The sequence below is a fragment of the Rhabdaerophilum sp. genome, assembly GCF_046092605.1.
In the GTDB taxonomy this organism is placed as follows: Bacteria; Pseudomonadota; Alphaproteobacteria; order Rhizobiales; family Beijerinckiaceae; genus Rhabdaerophilum.
In genome coordinates, this window is the sequence record NZ_JBJTDY010000179.1 from 1 (window position 1) to 19,183 (window position 19,183).

20 protein-coding genes are annotated in these 19,183 nt (G+C 65.5%); 1 reads left to right on the forward strand and 19 read right to left on the reverse strand.

From position 1 onward, the window contains the following. Window positions 1–113 precede the first annotated feature (113 nt). The 19 genes from trmB to hslV all read right to left on the reverse strand — a co-directional run bounded on the left by trmB (window position 114) and on the right by hslV (window position 18,444). Window positions 114–842 (reverse strand): tRNA (guanosine(46)-N7)-methyltransferase TrmB, encoded by a 729-nt coding sequence (trmB, locus tag ACKODO_RS14010; RefSeq protein WP_408984055.1) that lies wholly within the window; start codon window positions 840–842, stop codon window positions 114–116. Window positions 843–859: 17 nt separating this feature from the next. After that, the gene (metK, locus tag ACKODO_RS14015) at window positions 860–2,059 is read right to left on the reverse strand and encodes a methionine adenosyltransferase (protein ID WP_408984056.1); all 1,200 of its coding nucleotides are present in this window, start codon (window positions 2,057–2,059) and stop codon (window positions 860–862) included. Between the two features lie 163 nt (window positions 2,060–2,222). Beyond that, entirely contained in the window at window positions 2,223–2,657 is a 435-nt protein-coding gene (locus tag ACKODO_RS14020; protein ID WP_408984057.1) for a helix-turn-helix domain-containing protein, read from the reverse strand. A gap of 117 nt (window positions 2,658–2,774) precedes the next feature. Then, window positions 2,775–4,523, reverse strand: coding sequence for an apolipoprotein N-acyltransferase (gene lnt, locus ACKODO_RS14025; RefSeq protein ID WP_408984058.1), 1,749 nt, complete (start codon window positions 4,521–4,523; stop codon window positions 2,775–2,777). A gap of 65 nt (window positions 4,524–4,588) precedes the next feature. Beyond that, window positions 4,589–5,548, reverse strand: a complete 960-nt coding sequence (locus tag ACKODO_RS14030) for a hemolysin family protein (RefSeq protein ID WP_408984059.1) — start codon at window positions 5,546–5,548, stop codon at window positions 4,589–4,591. Beyond that, entirely contained in the window at window positions 5,545–6,039 is a 495-nt protein-coding gene (gene ybeY / locus ACKODO_RS14035; protein WP_408984060.1) for an rRNA maturation RNase YbeY, read from the reverse strand. The genes ACKODO_RS14030 and ybeY overlap by 4 nt, the downstream gene beginning before the upstream one ends. Beyond that, window positions 6,032–7,111 carry a PhoH family protein gene (locus tag ACKODO_RS14040; RefSeq protein WP_408984061.1) on the reverse strand — a complete coding sequence of 360 codons (1,080 nt, stop codon included), beginning with the start codon at window positions 7,109–7,111 and terminating at the stop codon, window positions 6,032–6,034. Before ACKODO_RS14040 ends, ybeY begins: the two co-directional genes overlap by 8 nt. Beyond that, window positions 7,099–8,526, reverse strand: a complete 1,428-nt coding sequence (gene miaB, locus ACKODO_RS14045) for a tRNA (N6-isopentenyl adenosine(37)-C2)-methylthiotransferase MiaB (protein ID WP_408984062.1) — start codon at window positions 8,524–8,526, stop codon at window positions 7,099–7,101. The genes ACKODO_RS14040 and miaB overlap by 13 nt, the downstream gene beginning before the upstream one ends. Next, window positions 8,501–9,349, reverse strand: coding sequence for a lysophospholipid acyltransferase family protein (locus ACKODO_RS14050; RefSeq protein ID WP_408984063.1), 849 nt, complete (start codon window positions 9,347–9,349; stop codon window positions 8,501–8,503). Before ACKODO_RS14050 ends, miaB begins: the two co-directional genes overlap by 26 nt. A 60-nt stretch (window positions 9,350–9,409) precedes the next feature. Further along, window positions 9,410–9,910, reverse strand: coding sequence for a GNAT family N-acetyltransferase (locus ACKODO_RS14055; RefSeq protein WP_408984064.1), 501 nt, complete (start codon window positions 9,908–9,910; stop codon window positions 9,410–9,412). Window positions 9,911–9,948: 38 nt separating this feature from the next. Continuing rightward, a complete protein-coding gene (tsaB, locus tag ACKODO_RS14060; protein ID WP_408984065.1) occupies window positions 9,949–10,659 on the reverse strand; it encodes a tRNA (adenosine(37)-N6)-threonylcarbamoyltransferase complex dimerization subunit type 1 TsaB in 711 nt (236 codons plus the stop codon). A 6-nt stretch (window positions 10,660–10,665) separates the two neighbouring features. Beyond that, the gene (locus ACKODO_RS14065) at window positions 10,666–11,223 is read right to left on the reverse strand and encodes a NifU family protein (protein ID WP_408984066.1); all 558 of its coding nucleotides are present in this window, start codon (window positions 11,221–11,223) and stop codon (window positions 10,666–10,668) included. 147 nt (window positions 11,224–11,370) lie between these two features. After that, window positions 11,371–11,865, reverse strand: coding sequence for a universal stress protein (locus tag ACKODO_RS14070; RefSeq protein ID WP_408984067.1), 495 nt, complete (start codon window positions 11,863–11,865; stop codon window positions 11,371–11,373). Window positions 11,866–11,941: 76 nt separating this feature from the next. Beyond that, window positions 11,942–13,012: a tryptophan--tRNA ligase gene (gene trpS, locus ACKODO_RS14075; RefSeq protein ID WP_408984068.1), complete on the reverse strand. Its 1,071-nt coding sequence runs from the start codon at window positions 13,010–13,012 to the stop codon at window positions 11,942–11,944. A 111-nt stretch (window positions 13,013–13,123) separates the two neighbouring features. Continuing rightward, window positions 13,124–14,689, reverse strand: a complete 1,566-nt coding sequence (gene murJ / locus ACKODO_RS14080) for a murein biosynthesis integral membrane protein MurJ (protein ID WP_408984069.1) — start codon at window positions 14,687–14,689, stop codon at window positions 13,124–13,126. Window positions 14,690–14,720: 31 nt separating this feature from the next. Further along, entirely contained in the window at window positions 14,721–15,476 is a 756-nt protein-coding gene (locus ACKODO_RS14085) for a metallophosphoesterase family protein (protein WP_408984070.1), read from the reverse strand. A gap of 6 nt (window positions 15,477–15,482) precedes the next feature. Then, window positions 15,483–16,787, reverse strand: a complete 1,305-nt coding sequence (gene hslU, locus ACKODO_RS14090; RefSeq protein ID WP_408984071.1) for an ATP-dependent protease ATPase subunit HslU — start codon at window positions 16,785–16,787, stop codon at window positions 15,483–15,485. After that, complete coding sequence (locus ACKODO_RS14095; protein ID WP_408984072.1) at window positions 16,784–17,875, reverse strand: hypothetical protein; 1,092 nt, start codon at window positions 17,873–17,875, stop codon at window positions 16,784–16,786. Before ACKODO_RS14095 ends, hslU begins: the two co-directional genes overlap by 4 nt. Beyond that, entirely contained in the window at window positions 17,872–18,444 is a 573-nt protein-coding gene (gene hslV, locus ACKODO_RS14100; RefSeq protein ID WP_408984073.1) for an ATP-dependent protease subunit HslV, read from the reverse strand. The genes ACKODO_RS14095 and hslV overlap by 4 nt, the downstream gene beginning before the upstream one ends. Window positions 18,445–18,588: 144 nt before the next feature. Here hslV and hisB point away from each other — a divergent pair, with 144 nt between their 5' ends. Next, window positions 18,589–19,182, forward strand: a complete 594-nt coding sequence (gene hisB, locus ACKODO_RS14105; RefSeq protein ID WP_408984074.1) for an imidazoleglycerol-phosphate dehydratase HisB — start codon at window positions 18,589–18,591, stop codon at window positions 19,180–19,182. The last annotated feature ends 1 nt before the right edge of the window (window position 19,183 follow it).

Genomic DNA, 19,183 nt, shown 5'->3' on the forward strand with positions numbered 1-19,183 from the left:
TCGTCATGCCCTGTAAACCGAAAAGAGCGGGTCCGTCACCGGCCCACTCTCACTCTGCAGATCGCATGAATTGAGATTGATGCGCGTGTTAATACGCCCGAATGGGCGCAAAATCAAGCGCCGCGCTTCATGAAGCGCAGATAGCTCGGCACACGCCCCTCGCGAATGGCCTTGGCCTCGTAGCGCGTGCGGTGCCAGCCGGCCCAGGGCTCGCGCCAATCCGCGTCCTTGCGGGCAGGCCACTGGAAGTCCCGGTTTGGCAGAACGCGGGCGAGTGTCCAGCCGACATAATCGTCAATGTCCGAAGCAAAACGGAATTCCCCTCCGGGGCGGATCACGCGCGCCAGCTCGGCCACGAAAGCCGCATCGACGATGCGGCGCTTGCGCTGGCGGCGCTTCGGCCAGGGATCGGGATAGAGAAGGTAGACCGCATCGAGGCTGGCATCCGGCAGGCGCGCGAGCACCTCGCGCCCGTCGCCGCGCAAGAGACGCAGGTTTTGGAGGTTGTCGGCCTCGACCTGCCCCAGAAGCTTGGCGACACCGTTGAGGAAGGGCTCCACGCCGAGAAACCCGGATTCCGGTTCGGATTTCGCCATGGCGGCGAGATGTTCGCCACCGCCGAAGCCGATTTCCAGCACCACCCGCTTCGGCGCGGCCGGAAACAGCGCGGCAGGGCCGGCCTTCAGCCGTTCGAGATCGATCTGGATCCGGGGGAGGATGTCCGCGAGCCGCTGGCTCTGCGCGGGCCGCAATGCCTTGCCCTTCGCGCGCCCAAAAATTTTCCGGCGCGGGCTTGCCGCGCCGGTTGCATTCTGGTCATCGGAAGCGCCATCGGGGCTCACGTGAGCGCCGCGACCGCCTACTTCAGCGACGGGACGAGGTCGGTCTTCTCCCAGGAGAAGCCACCGTCACGCGTCGGCTTACGACCGAAATGGCCATAGGCCGCGGTGCGCGCATAGATCGGTTTGTTGAGGGCGAGATGCGTGCGAATGCCGCGCGGGGAAAGATCCATGATCTCCGGCAGCACCTTCTCGAGCGCGGCTTCCGTCACCTTGCCCTTGGCCGTGCCATGCAGATCGACATAGACCGAGAGCGGCTGCGACACGCCGATCGCATAGGCGACCTGGATCGTGCAGCGATCAGCGAGGCCGGCCGCGACCACGTTCTTCGCAAGATAGCGCGCGGCATAGGCTGCGGAACGGTCGACCTTCGTGGGGTCTTTGCCCGAGAACGCGCCGCCGCCATGCGGGGCCGCACCGCCATAGGTGTCCACGATGATCTTGCGGCCGGTGAGGCCCGCATCACCATCCGGGCCGCCGATCACGAACTTGCCCGTCGGATTGACGTGCCAGACGGTATCCTTGCCGATCCAGCCTTCGGGCAGAACCTCGCGGATGACCGGCTCGACGATCTTCTGGACATCCCTGGAGGTCAGCTTCTCATCGAGATGCTGGGTCGAGAGCACGATCTGCGTCACGCCCACGGGCTTGCCGTTTTCGTAGCGCACGGTCACCTGGCTCTTCGCATCCGGGCCAAGCTTGTCGCAGCCGCGCTCGCCCTTGTGGCGCAGCGTCGAAAGGACCTCGAGGATCTTGTGGGAGTAATAGAGCGGCGCCGGCATCAGTTCCGGGGTCTCGCGGCAGGCGTAACCGAACATGATGCCCTGGTCGCCCGCCCCCTCGTCCTTGTTGCCGGAGGCATCCACGCCCTGCGCGATATGCGCCGATTGCGGGTGCAGCAGAACATCGATCTTCGCCTTCTTCCAGTGGAAGCCATCCTGCTCGTAGCCGATGGCGCGGATCGCCTTGCGGGCGACGCTCTTCACCTTCGATTTCATGGTCTTCTCGTCGAGCGAGGTGCGGACCTCGCCGGCGATCACGACGCGGTTGGTGGTTGCGAGCGTCTCGCAGGCCACGCGCACCTGGGCGGCATCCATGCCGGCCTTGGCGGCTTCCCTGAAGAACAGATCGACCACCTCGTCGGAGATGCGGTCACAGACCTTGTCCGGATGACCTTCAGACACCGATTCCGACGTGAAAAGATAAGAAGACCGCGCCACGAAAGGCTCCTGTCGCTGAGAGGCGGGAAGGATGGGCATGAAAAAGGTGCCCGTCCCGGCAGATGGGCGCGTCTGTAAAGCGAAGTTCGGCGAAAGGTCAAGGTGTTCTGGCGAACGAGTTCGTTGAAAAGAACGATTTGGGCGCGTTCCGCGAACGCAAGTCTCACCCCTTGCGCTGCCCATCCGCCAGGGTGGTGACGAGATCGACGACTCGTCGGCGCAACCTGGGATCCTCGATGGAGGCAAAAGCGCGGGCAAGCGCCAGACCTTCAGGGCTCGAGAACAGTTCGGAGGCAAACTCGGACTGCCGGGCTTCCGCGAAACCGCCGCCAATTCCATTGGCCTCCTCGCCCGGAGCGCCTTCGGTGAAATAGGCCATCGGCACGCCGAGCACCTGAGACACGATGCGCATGCGGCTCATCGTGATACGATTCGCGCCCTTCTCGTATTTCTGAACCTGCTGAAAGGTCACGCCGAGGGAATCCGCCAGTCGCTCCTGGCTCAGGCCAACCTGGATGCGCCGCATTCGAATCCGTCGCCCGACATGACGGTCGAAATCACCGGGGGCTTTTTTCAGGCTGCTGTCTTCTGCGCGCATACTCTTCCGAACTCCTCGCGATGATTGCCATGTGGACGCAGGCAGGACGAGCCCATCAGCGACGCACTCCCGATGTCAGAAGAGGCTCGGAGAACAAAATCCCTCAGCTTCTTCTCCCTAGGTTTCTAGAAGGCGTGCAAGCATTTGGCTTCCATCCCTGCGCGAACGGCGCCTCCGGTTCCAACGCTGCAAACCGAACCCTAGAGACCCTGCTGCCCCCAGCAGAACCATCACGGTAGCGTAACTATACCAAATCGTCTGGAGATACAATGTTTGATGCCCCGGCGCCGGCAAGGGGGAATCGATCACATCGGTTTCGCCAAGCGGTCCCCGCGCAACGATGCGGCCGAAGGGATCGATGACGGCGGAGATGCCGCTATTTGCCGCCCGGATCATCGGCAGCCCGAATTCAATCGCCCGCAGACGGGCCTGCGCAAAATGCTGGTAGGGGCCCGATGTGGGGCCGAACCAGGCATCGTTGGTGACATTGACCATGACGGGCCGGCTCCCCTCGGCCGGGGCGAGCTCATGCGGGAAGATCGTCTCGAAGCAGATCATCGGCAGGCTGCCGGGCAGGCCCGGAATATCCAGCGGCCTGCGCCGCTCGCTGGCCGAAAACCCGCCGAGCACGCGCACGAATTGCTCCAGGCCCATGCCGCGCAACAGGTTTTCGAAGGGCAGATATTCCCCGAACGGCACGAGATGCAGCTTGTCATAGGTTGCCTGCAGGCCATCGCGATCCAGCATCTGGATGGCATTGTAGAACCGGAAACGCCGCGCGGTTTCCGGTGCCTCCTCGGCGCGGATGGCGCCCGTCACGAGAATCGTGCCCCCCGGTGCCAGCGCCCTCGCGATCGCCTCGATGGCGCGGGGTTCGCGATCAAGGATGAACGGGAAGGCGGCTTCCGGCCAGAAGAGATGCGTCACATCGGCGAGGCCCCGCGCATGGGCACCCGTCGCGCGGTCGCTCAGCTCGAGGTAGCGCCGCAGGATTTCGGAGCCCGAGCCGCCGCGATTCTTGTCTTCCTGAGCGATATTCGGCTGCACGATCCGGATCTTCACGTCCGGCACGATCGGCAGGGTCGCGAGATCAGGCTTCAGCCCGCCGGTCGGCGCGAGGCGCCAGGCGCCGTAGGTCGCCAGCGCGGCAAGCGCCAGGAAGGCCAGTACGACCGGCAGCGTGCGCCCTGCCAGGCTGCGGCCAGTGCCCAAAGCGGCGGGCGTGGCAAAGACAACCAGCGCAAAGAGCCCCAGCCCTTCCGCGCCGATCAGCGCCGCGCCCTGCGCGAGCCAGAGATGATCGGAGAAAACCTGCCCGAAGCCGTTCCACGGAAATCCCGTGAACCATTGCGCCCGCGCCCATTCGGATGCGCCCAGGCCGAAGGCGAGGGATGCGAAGCGAAAGGGTCCGGCGGACCAGATCAAGCGCGCGATCATCACGCCGAAGGCCGGGAAGAAAGCGAGCCCCGCCGGCAGGCCGATGACGCCGAGCGGCAGGAGCCAGACAAATTGCTCGCCGCCGATGATGAAGGCCGCGCCCAGCCACCACAATCCGCCAAGGAAATAGCCGAAGCCGAAGCACCAGCCGATGAGGAAGGCCACACGCATCATGCGGCGGAAACCGCCCTCGCTCGCGCCGTCGACGAGCCAGACCAGCAGCGGGAAAGCGATGGCAAGGGCCGGCAGCGCACTGACCGGCGGCAGCGCCAGCGCGGCCAGAAGCCCGGAGAGAAAGGCCATGGATACGCGCGCGCGCCCTTCCAGCAGCGCAATGTGCCCGGCGAGATAGGGAAGCGCGAAACGATGGGCGCGCCATTCCTGCCAGAAATCCGCCCAGCCCAAACCGTTTCTCCCGTCGCGAATCATCAGCGCGGCAGCGAATCACCAAAAGCGGACGCGCAAAAGCGTTTCTTGTTCTGTCCGATGCGGCATCAACCGCTGTCGTCGCCCGGCGGCCGGGCGATGCGGAGCTTGCGCATGCGCCGCGCATCACCCTCGATCACGGTGAAGATCAGCCCGTTGGGCGCAGCGAGGCTCTCGCCTTTGGCCGGCAGGCGCCCGAGCAGGGCCGCGACATAGCCGCCGACGGTGGAGACCGGCTGGTCGCCCTCGTCAGGCTCGATCCGAAGGCCCAGCCGCAGCGCGACCTCATCGAGATCGGCCTGCGAGTCAACGAGCAGATCGCCATTCGGAAGGGCCTCGATGCGGACATCATCCGATTGATCATGCTCGTCCTCGATGTTCCCGACAATGATCTCGATCAGGTCTTCCAGGGAGACAAGGCCATCGGTCTCGCCATATTCATCGATCACGAGCGCCATGTGGATGCGCTGGCGCTGCATGTCCACCAGCAGGTCGAGCGCGGGCTTCGAAACCGGCGCGAACAGCACCGGGCGCACGAGGCCGCTTTTCCCCACCGTGGTGCCGGATGCCAGGCTCTCCATGCGCACGAAGACATCGCGGATATGGACCATGCCCTTGGGATCATCGAGGGTTTCGCCATAGACCGGCAGGCGCGAATGGCCGGCCGAGAGAAACAGGGCTTTCAGGTCCCCGAAGGTCGCGTCCTCGGAAATGCCGATGATCGCGCTGCGCGGGACCATCACATCCGCCACGCGGGTATCACGCGCATCGAGGAGGTTGCGCAGGATGCGGCGCTCCTCGGACGTGAAGCTGTCATTGTCGCCCTCGGCATCCTGCTCCTCGAGGGCATCCTCGAGGTCATCACGGATGGAATGAGCCGGCTTCAGCCCAAGCGCGATCTTGAATCGATCGACCCAGGAATCGCGCCCGGAATCCTTCAGGGACTCCTTCGCCTCACGCTCCCTTGCCGGCTCCTTGCCCTTGTTGTCCGGCACGCTGCCGCGTTCCGCCGGATTGTCACTACTCATCCAGTGGCGCCCCCTTCCGCGCCCGCATAGGGATCGCGAATGCCCAGGGATGCAAGGATCGCGCGTTCGCGCCCCTCCATCTCCTCGGCTTCCGCCTCCGTCTCGTGATCATGGCCCATCAGGTGCAACATGCCATGCACCACGAGATGGGACAGGTGATCGCCGAGACTCTTTTCTTCGGCCAGAGCTTCGGCCGAGCATTTTTCATAACCCAGCGCGAGGTCTCCAAGGAAGAGTGATTCCGCATTCCCCGCTCCGGGCAGCCTCGCCGGCGCGGGAAAGGAGAGCACGTTGGTGGGCTTGTCCTTGCCGCGGAAATGGGAATTGAGACGTTGCATCGCGGCGTCATCGGTCAACAGAATGGCGACAGAGGCCAGAGGGTTCCCGCCTTCGGCGATGATGGCTGCGAGCCCGGCACGCCGGGCTAGGAGCTCCGCCTGGGGCAGTTTCTCCCAGCCATCGGCCTCGATCAGAACCTCGATCTCAGCCACGGCGCGGCTGGGGCGGCAGATCGGCCGCGCGTTCCTCATAGGCCTGCACGATGCGCCGCACGAGATCGTGCCGCACCACATGCTGGTGGCCGAATTTCACATGGCCGATCCCCTCGACATCCTTGAGCAGCGCGATCGCCTCCGCGAAACCCGAGACCTGGCCCGGCGGAAGGTCGATCTGCGTCGGATCACCCGTGATGATCATCCGGGAACCCTCGCCGAGGCGGGTGAGGAACATCTTCATCTGCATGGAGGAGGCGTTCTGCGCTTCATCGAGCAGGATCAAGGCATTGGCCAGCGTGCGTCCGCGCATGAAGGCGAGCGGCGCGATCTCGATCACGCCGGTCTGCAGGGCACGCTCCACGAGGCGCCCCTCCATGAAATCGTAGAGCGCATCGTAGATCGGGCGCAGATAGGGATCGACCTTCTCGCGCATGTCACCGGGCAGGAAGCCGATCTTCTCGCCGGCTTCCACCGCGGGGCGCGAGAGAATGAGCCGCTCGACATGCCCGGCTTCCAGCAATTGCACGGCATGGCCCACGGCGAGCCAGGTCTTGCCGGTGCCGGCGGGCCCTTCCGCGAAGGTGAGTTCATGGCGCGCGAGCACGCGCAGATAGGCATCCTGAGCTGCGTTGCGCGCCTTCACAGGTCCGCACTTGCGCGTGGCGACATGGCCGAAGCCCTGCTGCGCGGTCTTGTTCGCATCCGCCGGTTGCTCGCTTTTCGCGGGGAAGAGCGCGCGCTGAAGCGCCGTCTCCTCGATCGCGCCATCGACATCGCCCACCCCGACGGTGCGACCCTTGCGGATGGCGGCATAGAGATTCTCGATCACGCGGCGGGCATGGTTCACGGCATCGCGGGTGCCGCGCAGGCGAACCTGGTTGCCGTTGACATGAGCCAGCACGTTCAGCCGTCGTTCGAGATGGGCGATGTTCTGGTCGTAATTGCCGACGAGAAGCACCGCGGCGCGGTTGTCATCCAGCGTCAAGCTTTCCTCGACACCATCGAGCGCGGCTTCCACCGAAGCCGCAAGCCTTGAAGGCTCGCTGAGGCGGAAATTCAAGCGGCCCATCCTCCCCGGTCGGCCTCGCCCACGGGCGAGACAATCTCCCCATGCAGCGAGTTTGAACGAAGTTCGGTGATTCGCACATCCGCAATCCGGCCGAGCCAGGCGGAAATTTCGTCACCCTTGGGGATATCCACGTGAACCGCCTGAAGATACGGCGATTTTCCCGCGACCTGCCCCGCATGCCGGCCTGGTTTCTCGAACAGCACGGGAACGGTTCTGCCGATCGTGGCCGCGTTGAATGCGTTCTGCTGTTCCAGGAGCAGGGCCTGAAGGGCATGGAGGCGCGCGGTCTTCACCGCTTCCGGCACCGCATCCCCGGCTTCCGCCGCCTTGGTGCCGGGGCGCGCCGAATACTTGAAGGAATAGGCGGTCGCGAAGCCGACTTCGCGCACGATACGCATCGTATCCTCGAAATCCGCATCGGTTTCGCCGGGGAAACCCACGATGAAATCCGAGGTGATCGCGATATCCGGCCGAAGGCTGCGCACGCGCTCGATGATGCGGAGGTAATCCGCCGCCTTGTGCTTGCGGTTCATGGCCCTGAGGATGCGGTCCGAACCCGCCTGAACCGGGAGATGCAGATAGGGCATCAGCTTCGGCAGATCGCGATGGGCGAGGATCAGCGCCTCATCCATGTCGCGCGGGTGGCTCGTGGCATAGCGCAGGCGGGCGAGGCCATCGATCTCCGAAAGCGATTCCAACAGCCCGGCGAGGCTCCAGACCGACCCATCCGGCGCGACACCGTGATAGGCGTTCACATTCTGGCCGAGCAGCATGATCTCCTTCACGCCCGCTTCCGCCATGCTGTTCGCCTCGGCGAGCACGGCCTCGACAGGGCGCGAAACCTCCGCGCCACGCGTGAAAGGCACAACGCAGAAGGAGCAGAACTTGTCGCAGCCCTCCTGCACCGTGAGGAAGGCTGAGGGGCCGCGCGCCATCAGCCGCTTCTTCGAAGGCAGGGGCAGGTGGTCGAACTTGTCCTCGTCCGGGAAATCCGTGTCGATGGTCTTCCTGCCGCGCGCATCCTTCAGCAGATCGGGCAGGCGGTGATAGCTCTGCGGGCCCACCACGAGATCGACCGTCGGCGCGCGGCGGATGATTTCGCCGCCCTCGGCCTGCGCCACGCATCCCGCCACCGCGATGAGCGTTTCCTTGCCTTGGGCCGCGCGCTCTTCCTTCCGCACGCGCAAGCGACCGATTTCCGAATAGACCTTCTCCGCGGCCTTCTCGCGGATATGGCAGGTGTTGAGGATCACGAGATCGGCGTCATCCGCGTTCTCGGTCGCCTCATAGCCTTCGCGCGCGAGGAGATCCGCCATGCGCTCCGCGTCATGGACGTTCATCTGGCAGCCGAACGACTTGATATGCGCACGCTTTGCGCGTCGTTCAGGGTTATCGGGCGGGAATTGAACCGTCATGCTGCTCCTCTAGCGGCAATTCAGGCGGGCGGGAAGGGCGCGCCTCGCCCGAAAAGGCCTGCCGCACGCGGGTTTCGAGCAGTTTCGCCGTTTGCTTGCGATTCCGCGCGCCATTGACCGGCAAAGCCTCGGGCAGGATCACGCGCACGATGATGGCCGGCCCGGCAAGAATGCCGGCGAGATGGGGCGCGAGATCCATGTCGCCGTGCCAGGCGAGGTGAGGCATCTCCGCGCGATCAACCGGCAACCCGCCACGATGGGTGTAGCGGATGGCAAGCGGCTGGAGCACGGCTTCGCCCGCATCGGCGGTCGCGGCCTGCGCGGCACCGAGAAGGGCGGAGCGGAAGGGCAGCACGCGCAGGCCATCGCTCGTCGTGCCTTCCGCGAAAAGCACCATGGCATCGCCGTTGGCGATGCGCTCGGCAATCGCGGCATTCACGGCGGCGGTTTTCGCGCGCCGCTCGCGCTCGACGAAGATCGATCGCTGCAGGCGCGCAAGCGTGCGCACGACCGGCCATGTTCCGACTTCGCTTTTTGCGATGAACGAGACCGGAAACAGCGAGGAGATCACGACGATGTCGAGCCAGGAGCAGTGGTTCGAGACAATCATCAGCGGGCGGCGCGGATCGAGCCGGCCCTCGCGGATCACACGCACGCCCATCACGAAACGGAGGTAGCGGTGGAAGATCACCGGCATGTGCCTTGCCAGCGGCGAGCCCAGTTTCAGCGCGAGCCATTGCGCCGGAAGCCCGATGGCGAAGGCCGGCGCGAGGGCCACGAGCCGCAGGCCCATCTTCATCCGGCCGCGCATATCCAGCGCCATGTCAGGCCTCCCCCGTTCGGGCAGGACTGCTGACGGTCGCACAGGACATCATCGTGACCCTTACCGGAAGCGCGGCGTGGGGTCGAGGCCGGAGAGATCGGCCTGCATGGTCAGTGCATCGCGGCGCTTGCCACCCGGCTCGGCTGGATAATAGGCCTTGCGGCGACCAAGTTCGCGAAACCCCAGGCTGCGATAGAGCGCCAGCGCGGGCGCGTTCTCCTCCGCCACCTCGAGGAACAGCACCTCCCCGCCCGCGCGGCGCACATTCTGCGCATGTTCCGCCAGAAGCGGCTTGGCGAGCCCCCGCCCCCGCGTTTCGGGATCGAGCGCGATGGTCAGCAGTTCCGCCTCACCCGCCACTACGCGGCTGATCGCGAAGCCCGTGACGACCTCGCCGATGAGAGCCCGGCTCACCTGCACATCCGCGACATGCCCATCGAGCAGCATGCGCTCCATTTCGAAGCGGTCCCAGCCATGTGTGAAGCCGGAGGCATGAATTTCAGCCATCCGCCAGGAATCGCTCATCGCGGCCGGGCGCATATCAGTGGCGAGGCCGCCCATCCACCATGTCCACGGCCAGAACCACGACCACATGGCGTTCAGGCCCCGGCAGTTGCGACGCGCTGGAGGCGATGACTGTCCTGCATGGTCACATTTGCCTCGCGCAGATAGAGCGGCTTGCAGGCAGAAACCAACGGATCTGCCACCGAAGCCAGCCGGGCGACCCAGCTGATGGCCGGCGCTGCACTGGCGCGGACCGTATCAGGGGTGATCCGCCAGTCCGGGTTCTGCTCCTTCACGGCCCGGGCGAGCATTTCCGCCGCATCGCCCGCGCAGATCACCGGCGCAGAGCCGATTCCGCGAGCGGCATCGGCCAGGGAGAACAGGCCGGGTCCTGCCATCACGCTGCCTTCCGCGCTCGTCAACTGGTAGAAGACCATGCCATGACGCGCATCGACCGCAGCGGCCACCGCGCGCTTCTCACCGCCGAAGAGCACCGGCGCGGCGAAGGCCGCGAGCGTTGAGACGCCCACCACCGGCTTGCGATGCGCCAGCGCGAAAGCCCGCGCCGCGGCAATGCCGATGCGGATCCCGGTGAAGCTGCCGGGCCCGATGGTGGATGCGTAACGATCGATCTGGGAGAAACCGAGACCGGTTTCCTTCAACACGCGATCAACCATGGGCAACAGGGCCTCGGCATGGCCACGCGCCATCGCTTCGCTGCCCTCCGCGAGCACGCGACTGGTTTCGCTGTCATAAACCGCGACCGATGTGGCGCCGAGCGCGGTATCAAGCGCCAGAACGCGCATGAGGCCTCAGGCCGCCTCGACGGACTGCACATCCGGCAGGAAATGGCGCAGCAGGTTCTGAATGCCGTTCTTGAGCGTCGCCGTGGAAGACGGGCAGCCCGCGCACGAGCCCTTCATGGTGAGATAGACCACGCCATCGCGGAAACCGCGGAAGGTGATGTCGCCGCCATCGCCCGCGACCGCCGGGCGGATGCGCGTTTCGAGCAGTTCCTTGATGGTCGCGACCGTTTCGGCATCGGCCTGTTCAAAGAACTCGTCGGCCGGAATTTCGCCGGCATCGCCCTCGCCGAGCACCGGCTCGCCGGAGAGGTAATGCTCCATGATCGCGCCGAGCACGGCCGGCTTCAGGTGCTGCCACTCGCCGCCCGCCTTGGTGATGGTGACGAAATCGCCGCCCAGAAACACGCCGGTCACGCCGGGAATCTCGAATAGGCGGCGTGCCAGGGGCGAGACCTCACCCTCGATGGGCGATTTGAACTCTCGCGTGGCATCGCCCAGAACGCTGCGTCCCGGCAGGAATTTCAGCGTGGCGGGATTCGGAGTGGCTTCGGTCTGAATGAACATGGAAGAGCCTCGTTTCGCCTTGTGTCTTTCGCATTTCCTTGCCGCGAGGCAGGCCCCGCTTCGCTCGAAAATGCTTCTCCCCGGGTTCAAGGCCCGGCAGGCTCTTCATAGATAGCCCCTTGCGCTCGCCGCACAAGGGTGTTCCGCTCAGGCCAGCGCCTCGAAATCATCATCCGGCAGGCCGCCGGGCACGATGGTGATGGGCACGGGGAAGCCGGCCGAAGCGCGGCCGGCGAGCTGGGTTACCAGCGGCCCCGGCCCTTCCTTGCCCGCGCCGGCCGCGAGAACGAGCGCCGCGATATCCTCGTCGGTTTCGATGCGTTTCTGCACTTCCTCGGCCGGCTTGCCGGTCTGGATTGCCCGTTCGGGCTCGAAATGGGCGATGTCGCGGATGATCGCCGCTGCCGCATCGAGGCGCTTGCCGGCTTCCGCCTCGGCCTCGGCCTGCATGCGGGCACCGATGCCGAGCCAGGGCTGGGCATCTTCCGGCTGAATAATCGCGAGCACGACAATGGACGCGCCGGTGCGGCGCGCGCGCCTCGCTGCGAAATGCACGGCGCGCTCACATTCGGGCGTGTCATCCACCACCACCAGCAGTTTCGCCCGGTGACCCGGCTCATAGGCGCGCCGACGAACTGCCATCCGCTTCTCTCCGCTGGCCCGGTAATTCGAAAGGCCTGATGGTGACAGGGCGTTCCTTCAGGTGCAAGGCCGGGCTTCAGCGATGGATGAAGCCCAGGATTTCCTTCACGTCCCGATAGACCGGCTCGGCGATGACGCGCGCCCGATCCGCGCCATCGAAAAGAATTGCATCGATGGAAGCGGGATCGGCGAGGTAGCGCCGCATCTGCGCCGCGATGGGCGCGAGATGGTTCACCGCCACATCGCCAAGCGCCTGCTTGAAGCGCGAGAACTGCCCGCCGCCATATTCCTTCAGGACGGCATCCGGCGCCTGGCCCGAGAGCGCGGCATAGATCGTCACGAGGTTTTCCGCCTCCGGGCGGCCCTTCAGGCCCGCTTCCTCGCTCGGCAGGGGCTCGGGATCGGTCTTCGCCTTCTTCACCTTCAGGGCAATCGTGTCGGCGTCATCCGTCAGGTTGATGCGCGAATAGTCCGAAGGGTCGGATTTCGACATCTTCTTCGTGCCGTCGCGCAAGGACATCACGCGCGGCGCGGGGCCGGCGATCAGCGGCTCGGGCAGGGGCAGGTATTCGCCGCTGTCGAGGCCGAGAGCGCGGATGCGATCCCCGAAATCGAAGTTGAACTTCTGCGCGATATCGCGCGCGAGTTCGAGATGCTGCTTCTGATCCTCGCCCACCGGCACATGCGTCGCGCGGTAGACGAGAATATCCGCAGCCATCAGCACAGGATAATCATAGAGGCCGATGGAAGCGTTCTCGCGATCCTTGCCGGCCTTTTCCTTGAACTGCGTCATGCGGTTCAGCCAGCCGAGCCGGGCGATGCAGTTGAACACCCAGCCGAGCTCGGCATGGCCCGACACCTGGCTCTGGTTGAAGATGATCGCGCGCTTAGGACCAAGACCGGCCGCGAGATAGGCAGCGGCCACCTCGCGGGTGGCCTTCCGGAGGCCTTCCGGGCCGCCCCATACTTCCGGCCCTTGCGTGATCGCGTGCAGGTCGACGATGCAATAGATGCAATCATGGGTCTCCTGCATGGCCACCCAGCGCTGGAGCGCGCCAAGGTAATTGCCGAGATGCAGGTTTCCGGTCGGTTGCATGCCGGAGAAGACGCGCGGTTGGAACGGCGCGAGGCGGGGATGAGCGGTCACGGGGGCGATCCTTCCTGATCTTCCGCGCGAGGGTTGGAAACACGCGCGGGCCCGGATGGGCGATGCGCCCTTAGCAACCTCGATCCGCAGGGGCAAGCGGCGCCGAAGGCGTCAGCTCGTGCGCTCCGCCCGCAGCAGGCGGAAATCGAGGATGCCCAGCATGCGGGCCAGCGCGAGATGCACCGCCACGCCGGCCAGGATGAGCCCGGAAAGTGTCGCCGACTTGATCGCGAGCCCGAACTCGGCCTTCAGGAAAGGTTCGGCATAGGGTTGAATCAGGCGGATGGCCAGCGCCATGCCCGCGGTGGCCGTGGCGGCTGCCGCCAGGTCTCGCAAGGCGCGCAGGCCCAGGCGCAGCCGATGCCGCGCGAGAACATAAAGGATCGCCGCGTAGCTCCAGGCGCCGATCGCGACGCCGAGCACCGGCGCCAGCGGGTTCTGCCGGGGTTCGAGCAGGAGAACCGCCAGCGCATTAAGGCCACAAGCCACGCCAATGGCCAGAAGCGGCGTGCGCATGCGTTCCTCGGCCAGGAATTCGGGCAACAGGATTTTCGCCAGCACGAAGGCGGGCAGCGCCAGCGCCAATCCACGCAGGTTCGCGGCGGTCGCCAGCGCATCGGCCTGGGTGAAGGCGCCGCGCTGGAACAGCACGGAAATCATGGGATCGGCCAGCAGGAACAGCCCCGCCGCAGCCGGCAACACGAGGAGAACCGCGAACCGGAAGCTTTCGGCCCGCGCAACATCGAGGCCCTTTTCGTCGCCCGCCTGCAGCGCCCGCGCGATGCGCGGCAGCAGAACCACGCCGATGGCCGAGGCGGCGAAGCCGAGCGGCAACTGGAAGAGCCGATCCGCGAAATAGAGCGTGGGGAGGCCATGCGGACGCAGCGAGGCGAATTGCGCCGCGATCAGCAGGTGCAGATGGCCCGAACCCGCCACCGCCATGCCTGGAAACGCGAGCCAGAGCGCCATCCGCGCTTCCCCGCTGCGAAAGCCGCGCCGGAACGCCTTGAAGCGCGGCATGGCCCGGAAGCCGGTGCGCGTGACCGCCATCGCGAGCAGCGCGAGCTGGATCAGCCCGGCCAGCAGGATGGTGATGACCAGAACCAGGCCCGCGCGCTTCTGGCTGATATCGGTGGCAAGCAGGAGCGTCGCCATCACACCGATCAGCAGAAGATTGAGCATCACCGGCACGAGGGCGGCGACCGCATAGCGCTCGACGGAGTTCAGCAGCGCCGCATAGAGCGCCAGCAACACGGTGAAGCTGACGAAGGGAAAGGCGATGCGCCCGAACAACACGGCCTGAGCGAACAGGTCGGGATCTTCGCTCAGGCCATGCGCGAGGAAGCGCATCAGCGGCTCCATGAAGATTTCGGCCACCAGCACCAGAAGGATGGCCAGAACGGAGAGCAGCGCCAGGGCATCTTCCGCGAAATCACGCGCGGCGGCAGGGCCGTCCTGCTGCTCCAGCCGCGCAATCCGCGGCACGATGGCGGCATGCAACCCGCCTTCGCTCATCATCCGGCGCACGAGATTGGGCAGGAGGAAGGCCGCGACATAGGCCTCGGCCACGCCCCCAGTGCCCAGAAGCGCCGCCACCAGCACATCGCGCAAGAAGCCCGTGACCCGCGACAGAAGCGTGGCCGAGCCGACGACGGTGAACGGAACGGCGAGAGACATAGGCCGACCTTTGACGCACGAGCGCGAGGGGTCAAGCCTTCGCGGCGGGCATCAGCCCATGGCGCAGCGCGAAGGCCCATTCCGCGCGGCCATTCGCCTCGGCGCGTTGCGCGGCCTTCTCCCAATCATAGGCGAGGGCGCGGAACTCCACCTTCGGAACCGAGAGTGAATCACCGAGTTCCAGAATCGCGTAGCGCGCATGCGGCGTGCCGGCCTCGGAGACATGCGGCTGGCCTGAGGGATCGTCATAGGCCGGGCAACCGACGCTGCCGGGGTTGAGGACCAGCGGGCCACCCAGCAGCTGGATCAGCTCCGCCCGATGGCTGTGCCCGCAGAGGATGATGCGCGCTTCCGTCGCGCCGAGCCGGGCCGCGATCCGGCCAGGATTGGCGCGGACGAGCCGTGCCTCGCGGATCTCGTCGAGCAGGTAGCGCTCGTCATGGTCCGGCGTCGCATGGAAGGCTTCGATGCCCGGCAGCACCGTCAGGCGAAATGGCAGATCGGCGAGGCTCTGGCGGCGGGGCGCATCGAGCGCATCGAAGGCGTGGGAATCCGACAATCCCAATCCCTCGCGGGAGGTCGAACCGGCGAGCCGGTCATGGTTGCCGCGCACGCCGGGAATGCCGAGCTCCACGAGCCGGTCCAAAGTCTCGCGCGGCCAGAGCGGCCCGGAGACGCGATCGCCAAGATCGACGACATGATCCACCCGCTGCGTCGCGAGATCGGCCAGCACCGCTTCGAGCGCCGGGAGATTGCCATGGATATCCGCGATCACCCCGAGCCGCATGGTGCCTCACAGGATGAACCGCGAGAGATCAGCATTCTTCGCAAGCGTGCCCACCTCGCGCTCCACCAGCGCCTGATCGATCACGATGGTTTCGCCGGCGCGATCGGTGGCGGTGAAACTCACCTCGTCGAGCACGCGTTCGAGAATGGTTTGCAGGCGGCGCGCGCCAATGTTCTCGACATTGGAATTCACCTCGAAGGCCGCGCGCGCGATCGCCGCGATGGCGTCGTCGCGAAAATCCAGCGTCACGCCCTCGGTGCCCATCAGCGCGACATATTGCTTGATGAGCGAAGCCTCGGTGTCGGTGAGGATGCGACGGAAATCCTCCTCGCCGAGCGGCTTCAGTTCCACCCGGATCGGCAGGCGACCCTGCAATTCGGGCAGGAGATCGGAAGGTTTCGCCACATGGAAGGCGCCCGAGGCGATGAAGAGAACATGGTCGGTCTTCACCGGCCCGTGCTTGGTAGAAACGGTTGTGCCCTCGATCAGCGGGAGAAGATCGCGCTGCACGCCCTCGCGGGAGACATCCGCGCCGGCGCGGCCATCGCGCGCGGCGATTTTATCGATCTCGTCGAGGAAGACGATGCCGTTTTCCTCCACCGCGCGAATGGCATCCGCCGTGATGCGATCCTGGTCGATCAGCTTGTCACTCTCCTCGGCGAGAAGCGGCTCATAGGCGTCGCGCACACTCATCCGGCGCGGCTTGCCCCGGCCAGCGAAGGCCTTGCCGAACATGTCGGAAAGGTTCATCGCGCCGATCTGCCCGCCCATTCCGGGAATCTCGAGCATGGGAAAGCCGGTCTGCGCGGGCTGGATTTCGATCTCGATCTCCTTCTCGGCCAATTCGCCCGCATGGAGCTTCTTGCGGAAGGCGTCGCGCGTGGCGGGGGAGGCGGTGGAGCCCACCAGCGCTTCCAGCACGCGGTTCTCCGCCGCGAGATGCGCCCTGGCCTTCACCTCCTTGCGGCGCTTCTCGCGCTCAAGCCCGATGCCGACCTCCACGAGATCGCGCACGATCTGCTCGACATCGCGGCCGACATAGCCGACCTCGGTGAATTTCGTGGCCTCGACCTTGAGGAACGGCGCACCCGCGAGCTTCGCGAGGCGCCGCGCGATCTCGGTCTTGCCGCAGCCGGTGGGGCCGATCATGAGGATGTTCTTCGGCAGAACCTCCTCGCGCATCGGGCCTTCGAGCTGCTGCCGGCGCCAGCGGTTGCGCAAAGCGATGGCGACCGCGCGCTTCGCCTCGGGCTGGCCGACAATGAAGCGATCGAGTTCGGAAACGATCTCGCGGGGCGAAAAGGTGGTCATGCGTGGGAATCCTGCGCATTCGCCGGGAACCTGCGACGAAGATTGGCGGGCAGAGCCATCAGCATCAGGCGCCGCAGGGGCTGCCAGCCAATGCTGAGCCCGAGGATGATCGCTCCGAGGACAAGAAGGGCGGCCGGTACGGTCGCGGTGGTGATCGCCGCTTCCCTGAAGAGCGTGCCGAGCGCGATAGCGGTATAGACCAGCGCCGAAACGAGTAGCGCCCGCCGATCGATGATGAGCGCCACCATCGACAAAGCGAGAAAGAGGCCGATCATCGCAATCGCCTTGCCGGGATTCAACAGCGCCACGCCGCCAAACACTTCCTGGATGAAGCTGTGCACGATGAGCGGCGCGGAGAGGAGATGCAGCCAGAAGGCGATATCCGTTCGGCGCGTCTCCCGGCGCGGGTCGCTCATGTCGAAGCGCATGGCGAGCAGGAAGATCAGCAGGCCGATCAGCAGGATGATGAGCCCGGCGAATCGCTCCACGAAGCCGGGTGCCAGCGCCGTCAGGAACACGAAGGCCGAGCCCGCCAGCACGGCCACGCCTGCCGCCACGGTCACCGGCACGCGGAAACGCAGGTAATGCAGCCAGACCGCGCCAACGGTCAGCAGGGCCGCCAGTGACAGGGCCAGACGATCCCCGAGGAGGCCGGATCGCCGCCCGAAATCGAAGGCACGATCGAGGCGGGAGGCATCGAGCCCCCAGATCATCGCAGCCCAGAGATAGATCGAAACCAGGGCCGAGCCGGTGAAGAGCACGAGCAGCACGATGCTGGGCAGGGCCATGCGATGGCGGCGCGAGAACAGTTCCGCAAGCCCCCAGATCAGCCCCGTCATGATCGGCGCTGCAAATGCGGGCCTGACCGATTCCAGCAGGAAATAGCCCGCCGCACCCACGAAGAGCGAAATGCCGATCACCACGAAGATATCCGCGAAACCGGAGATGAAGCGGAGTTTCTCGCGGTCCTGCTCGGGCTCGAATTCGCGCCGGGCGAGATCGTCGGCCAAATCGCGCAGGCCATCCGCCTGCTGCGCCGTGATGATGCCGCGCGAGACCGCCTCGCGCAGGACGGGTTCGGAAATCATGCACCGATGCTTTCGATCACGAGGGAATGGTTCGTGTAGACGCAGATGTCACCGGCGATCTTCATCGAGCGGCGCACGATCTCCTCGGCGTCGAGATCCGTGTCGGCCAGCGCACGGGCAGCCGCGAGCGCATACATGCCGCCCGAGCCGATGCCCATGATGCCGCCCTCGGGTTCGAGCACATCGCCCGTGCCGGAAAGCACGAGGCCGGTATGCTTGTCGGCCACCAGCATCATCGCCTCAAGCCGCCTGAGGTAGCGGTCGGTGCGCCAATCCTTGGCGAGTTCCACGCAAGAGCGCATCAACTGCCCGGGATATTGCTCGAGCTTCGCCTCGAGCCGCTCGAACAGCGTGAAGGCATCGGCCGTAGCACCCGCAAAGCCGCCGATCACCTCGCACTTGGCAAGGCGGCGCACCTTTTTCGCATTGCCCTTGATGATGGTCTGGCCGAGGCTCACCTGCCCGTCGCCGCCGATCACGGTTCGGCCGCCCTTCCGCACCATCAGGATGGTGGTGGCGTGCCAGGAGTTGCTCTGCCACCCTTGGGCCGGCTCTCTCTCGTTCTGCATGCGCATTCCCTTCGCGCCTGTATGTAGGGGCCCGGAGGCGGGATTGCCAAGGCGGCCGGACCACAGTCGTGCTTTTCCTTTTCGTCCGCATGTTCTAAAGCCTCGCGGCAAGTGGCGCGAGCCACGGAAGGACGGGAGCAGGCCATGCGCCGCGCAGAGGTGAAACGCGAGACCGGCGAAACCAAGATCGCCGTCGCCCTCGATCTCGACGGGACCGGGCGGGCGGATATCGCCACCGGCATCGGCTTCCTCGATCACATGCTGACTTTGCTTGCCCGGCATTCCATGGTCGATTTCCTCGTGCGCGCCGAAGGCGACCTGCAGGTGGATGACCACCACACCACCGAAGATGTCGGCATCGCGCTCGGGCAGGCCCTGCGGCAGGCGCTCGGCGCCAAGATCGGCATCCGCCGCTATGCTGATTGCCTGATGCCGATGGACGAGACCTTGGCGCGCGTGGCGCTCGACATTTCGGGCCGGGCCTTCCTTGTCTTCAAGGCGGAATTCCCGAGCGAAAAGATCGGCACCTTCGATACCGAGCTCGTGCGCGAATTCTTCCAGGCTTTCGCGGCGAATGCGCAGGTGACGCTGCACGCCGAGGCGCTTTATGGCTCAAACAGCCATCACATCGCCGAAGCTCTGTTCAAGGGTCTCGCCCGCGTGCTGCGCCACGCCACCGAAATCGATGCTCGCGCGAAGGATGCCGTGCCTTCCACCAAGGGAACCCTTTCGGTCTGAT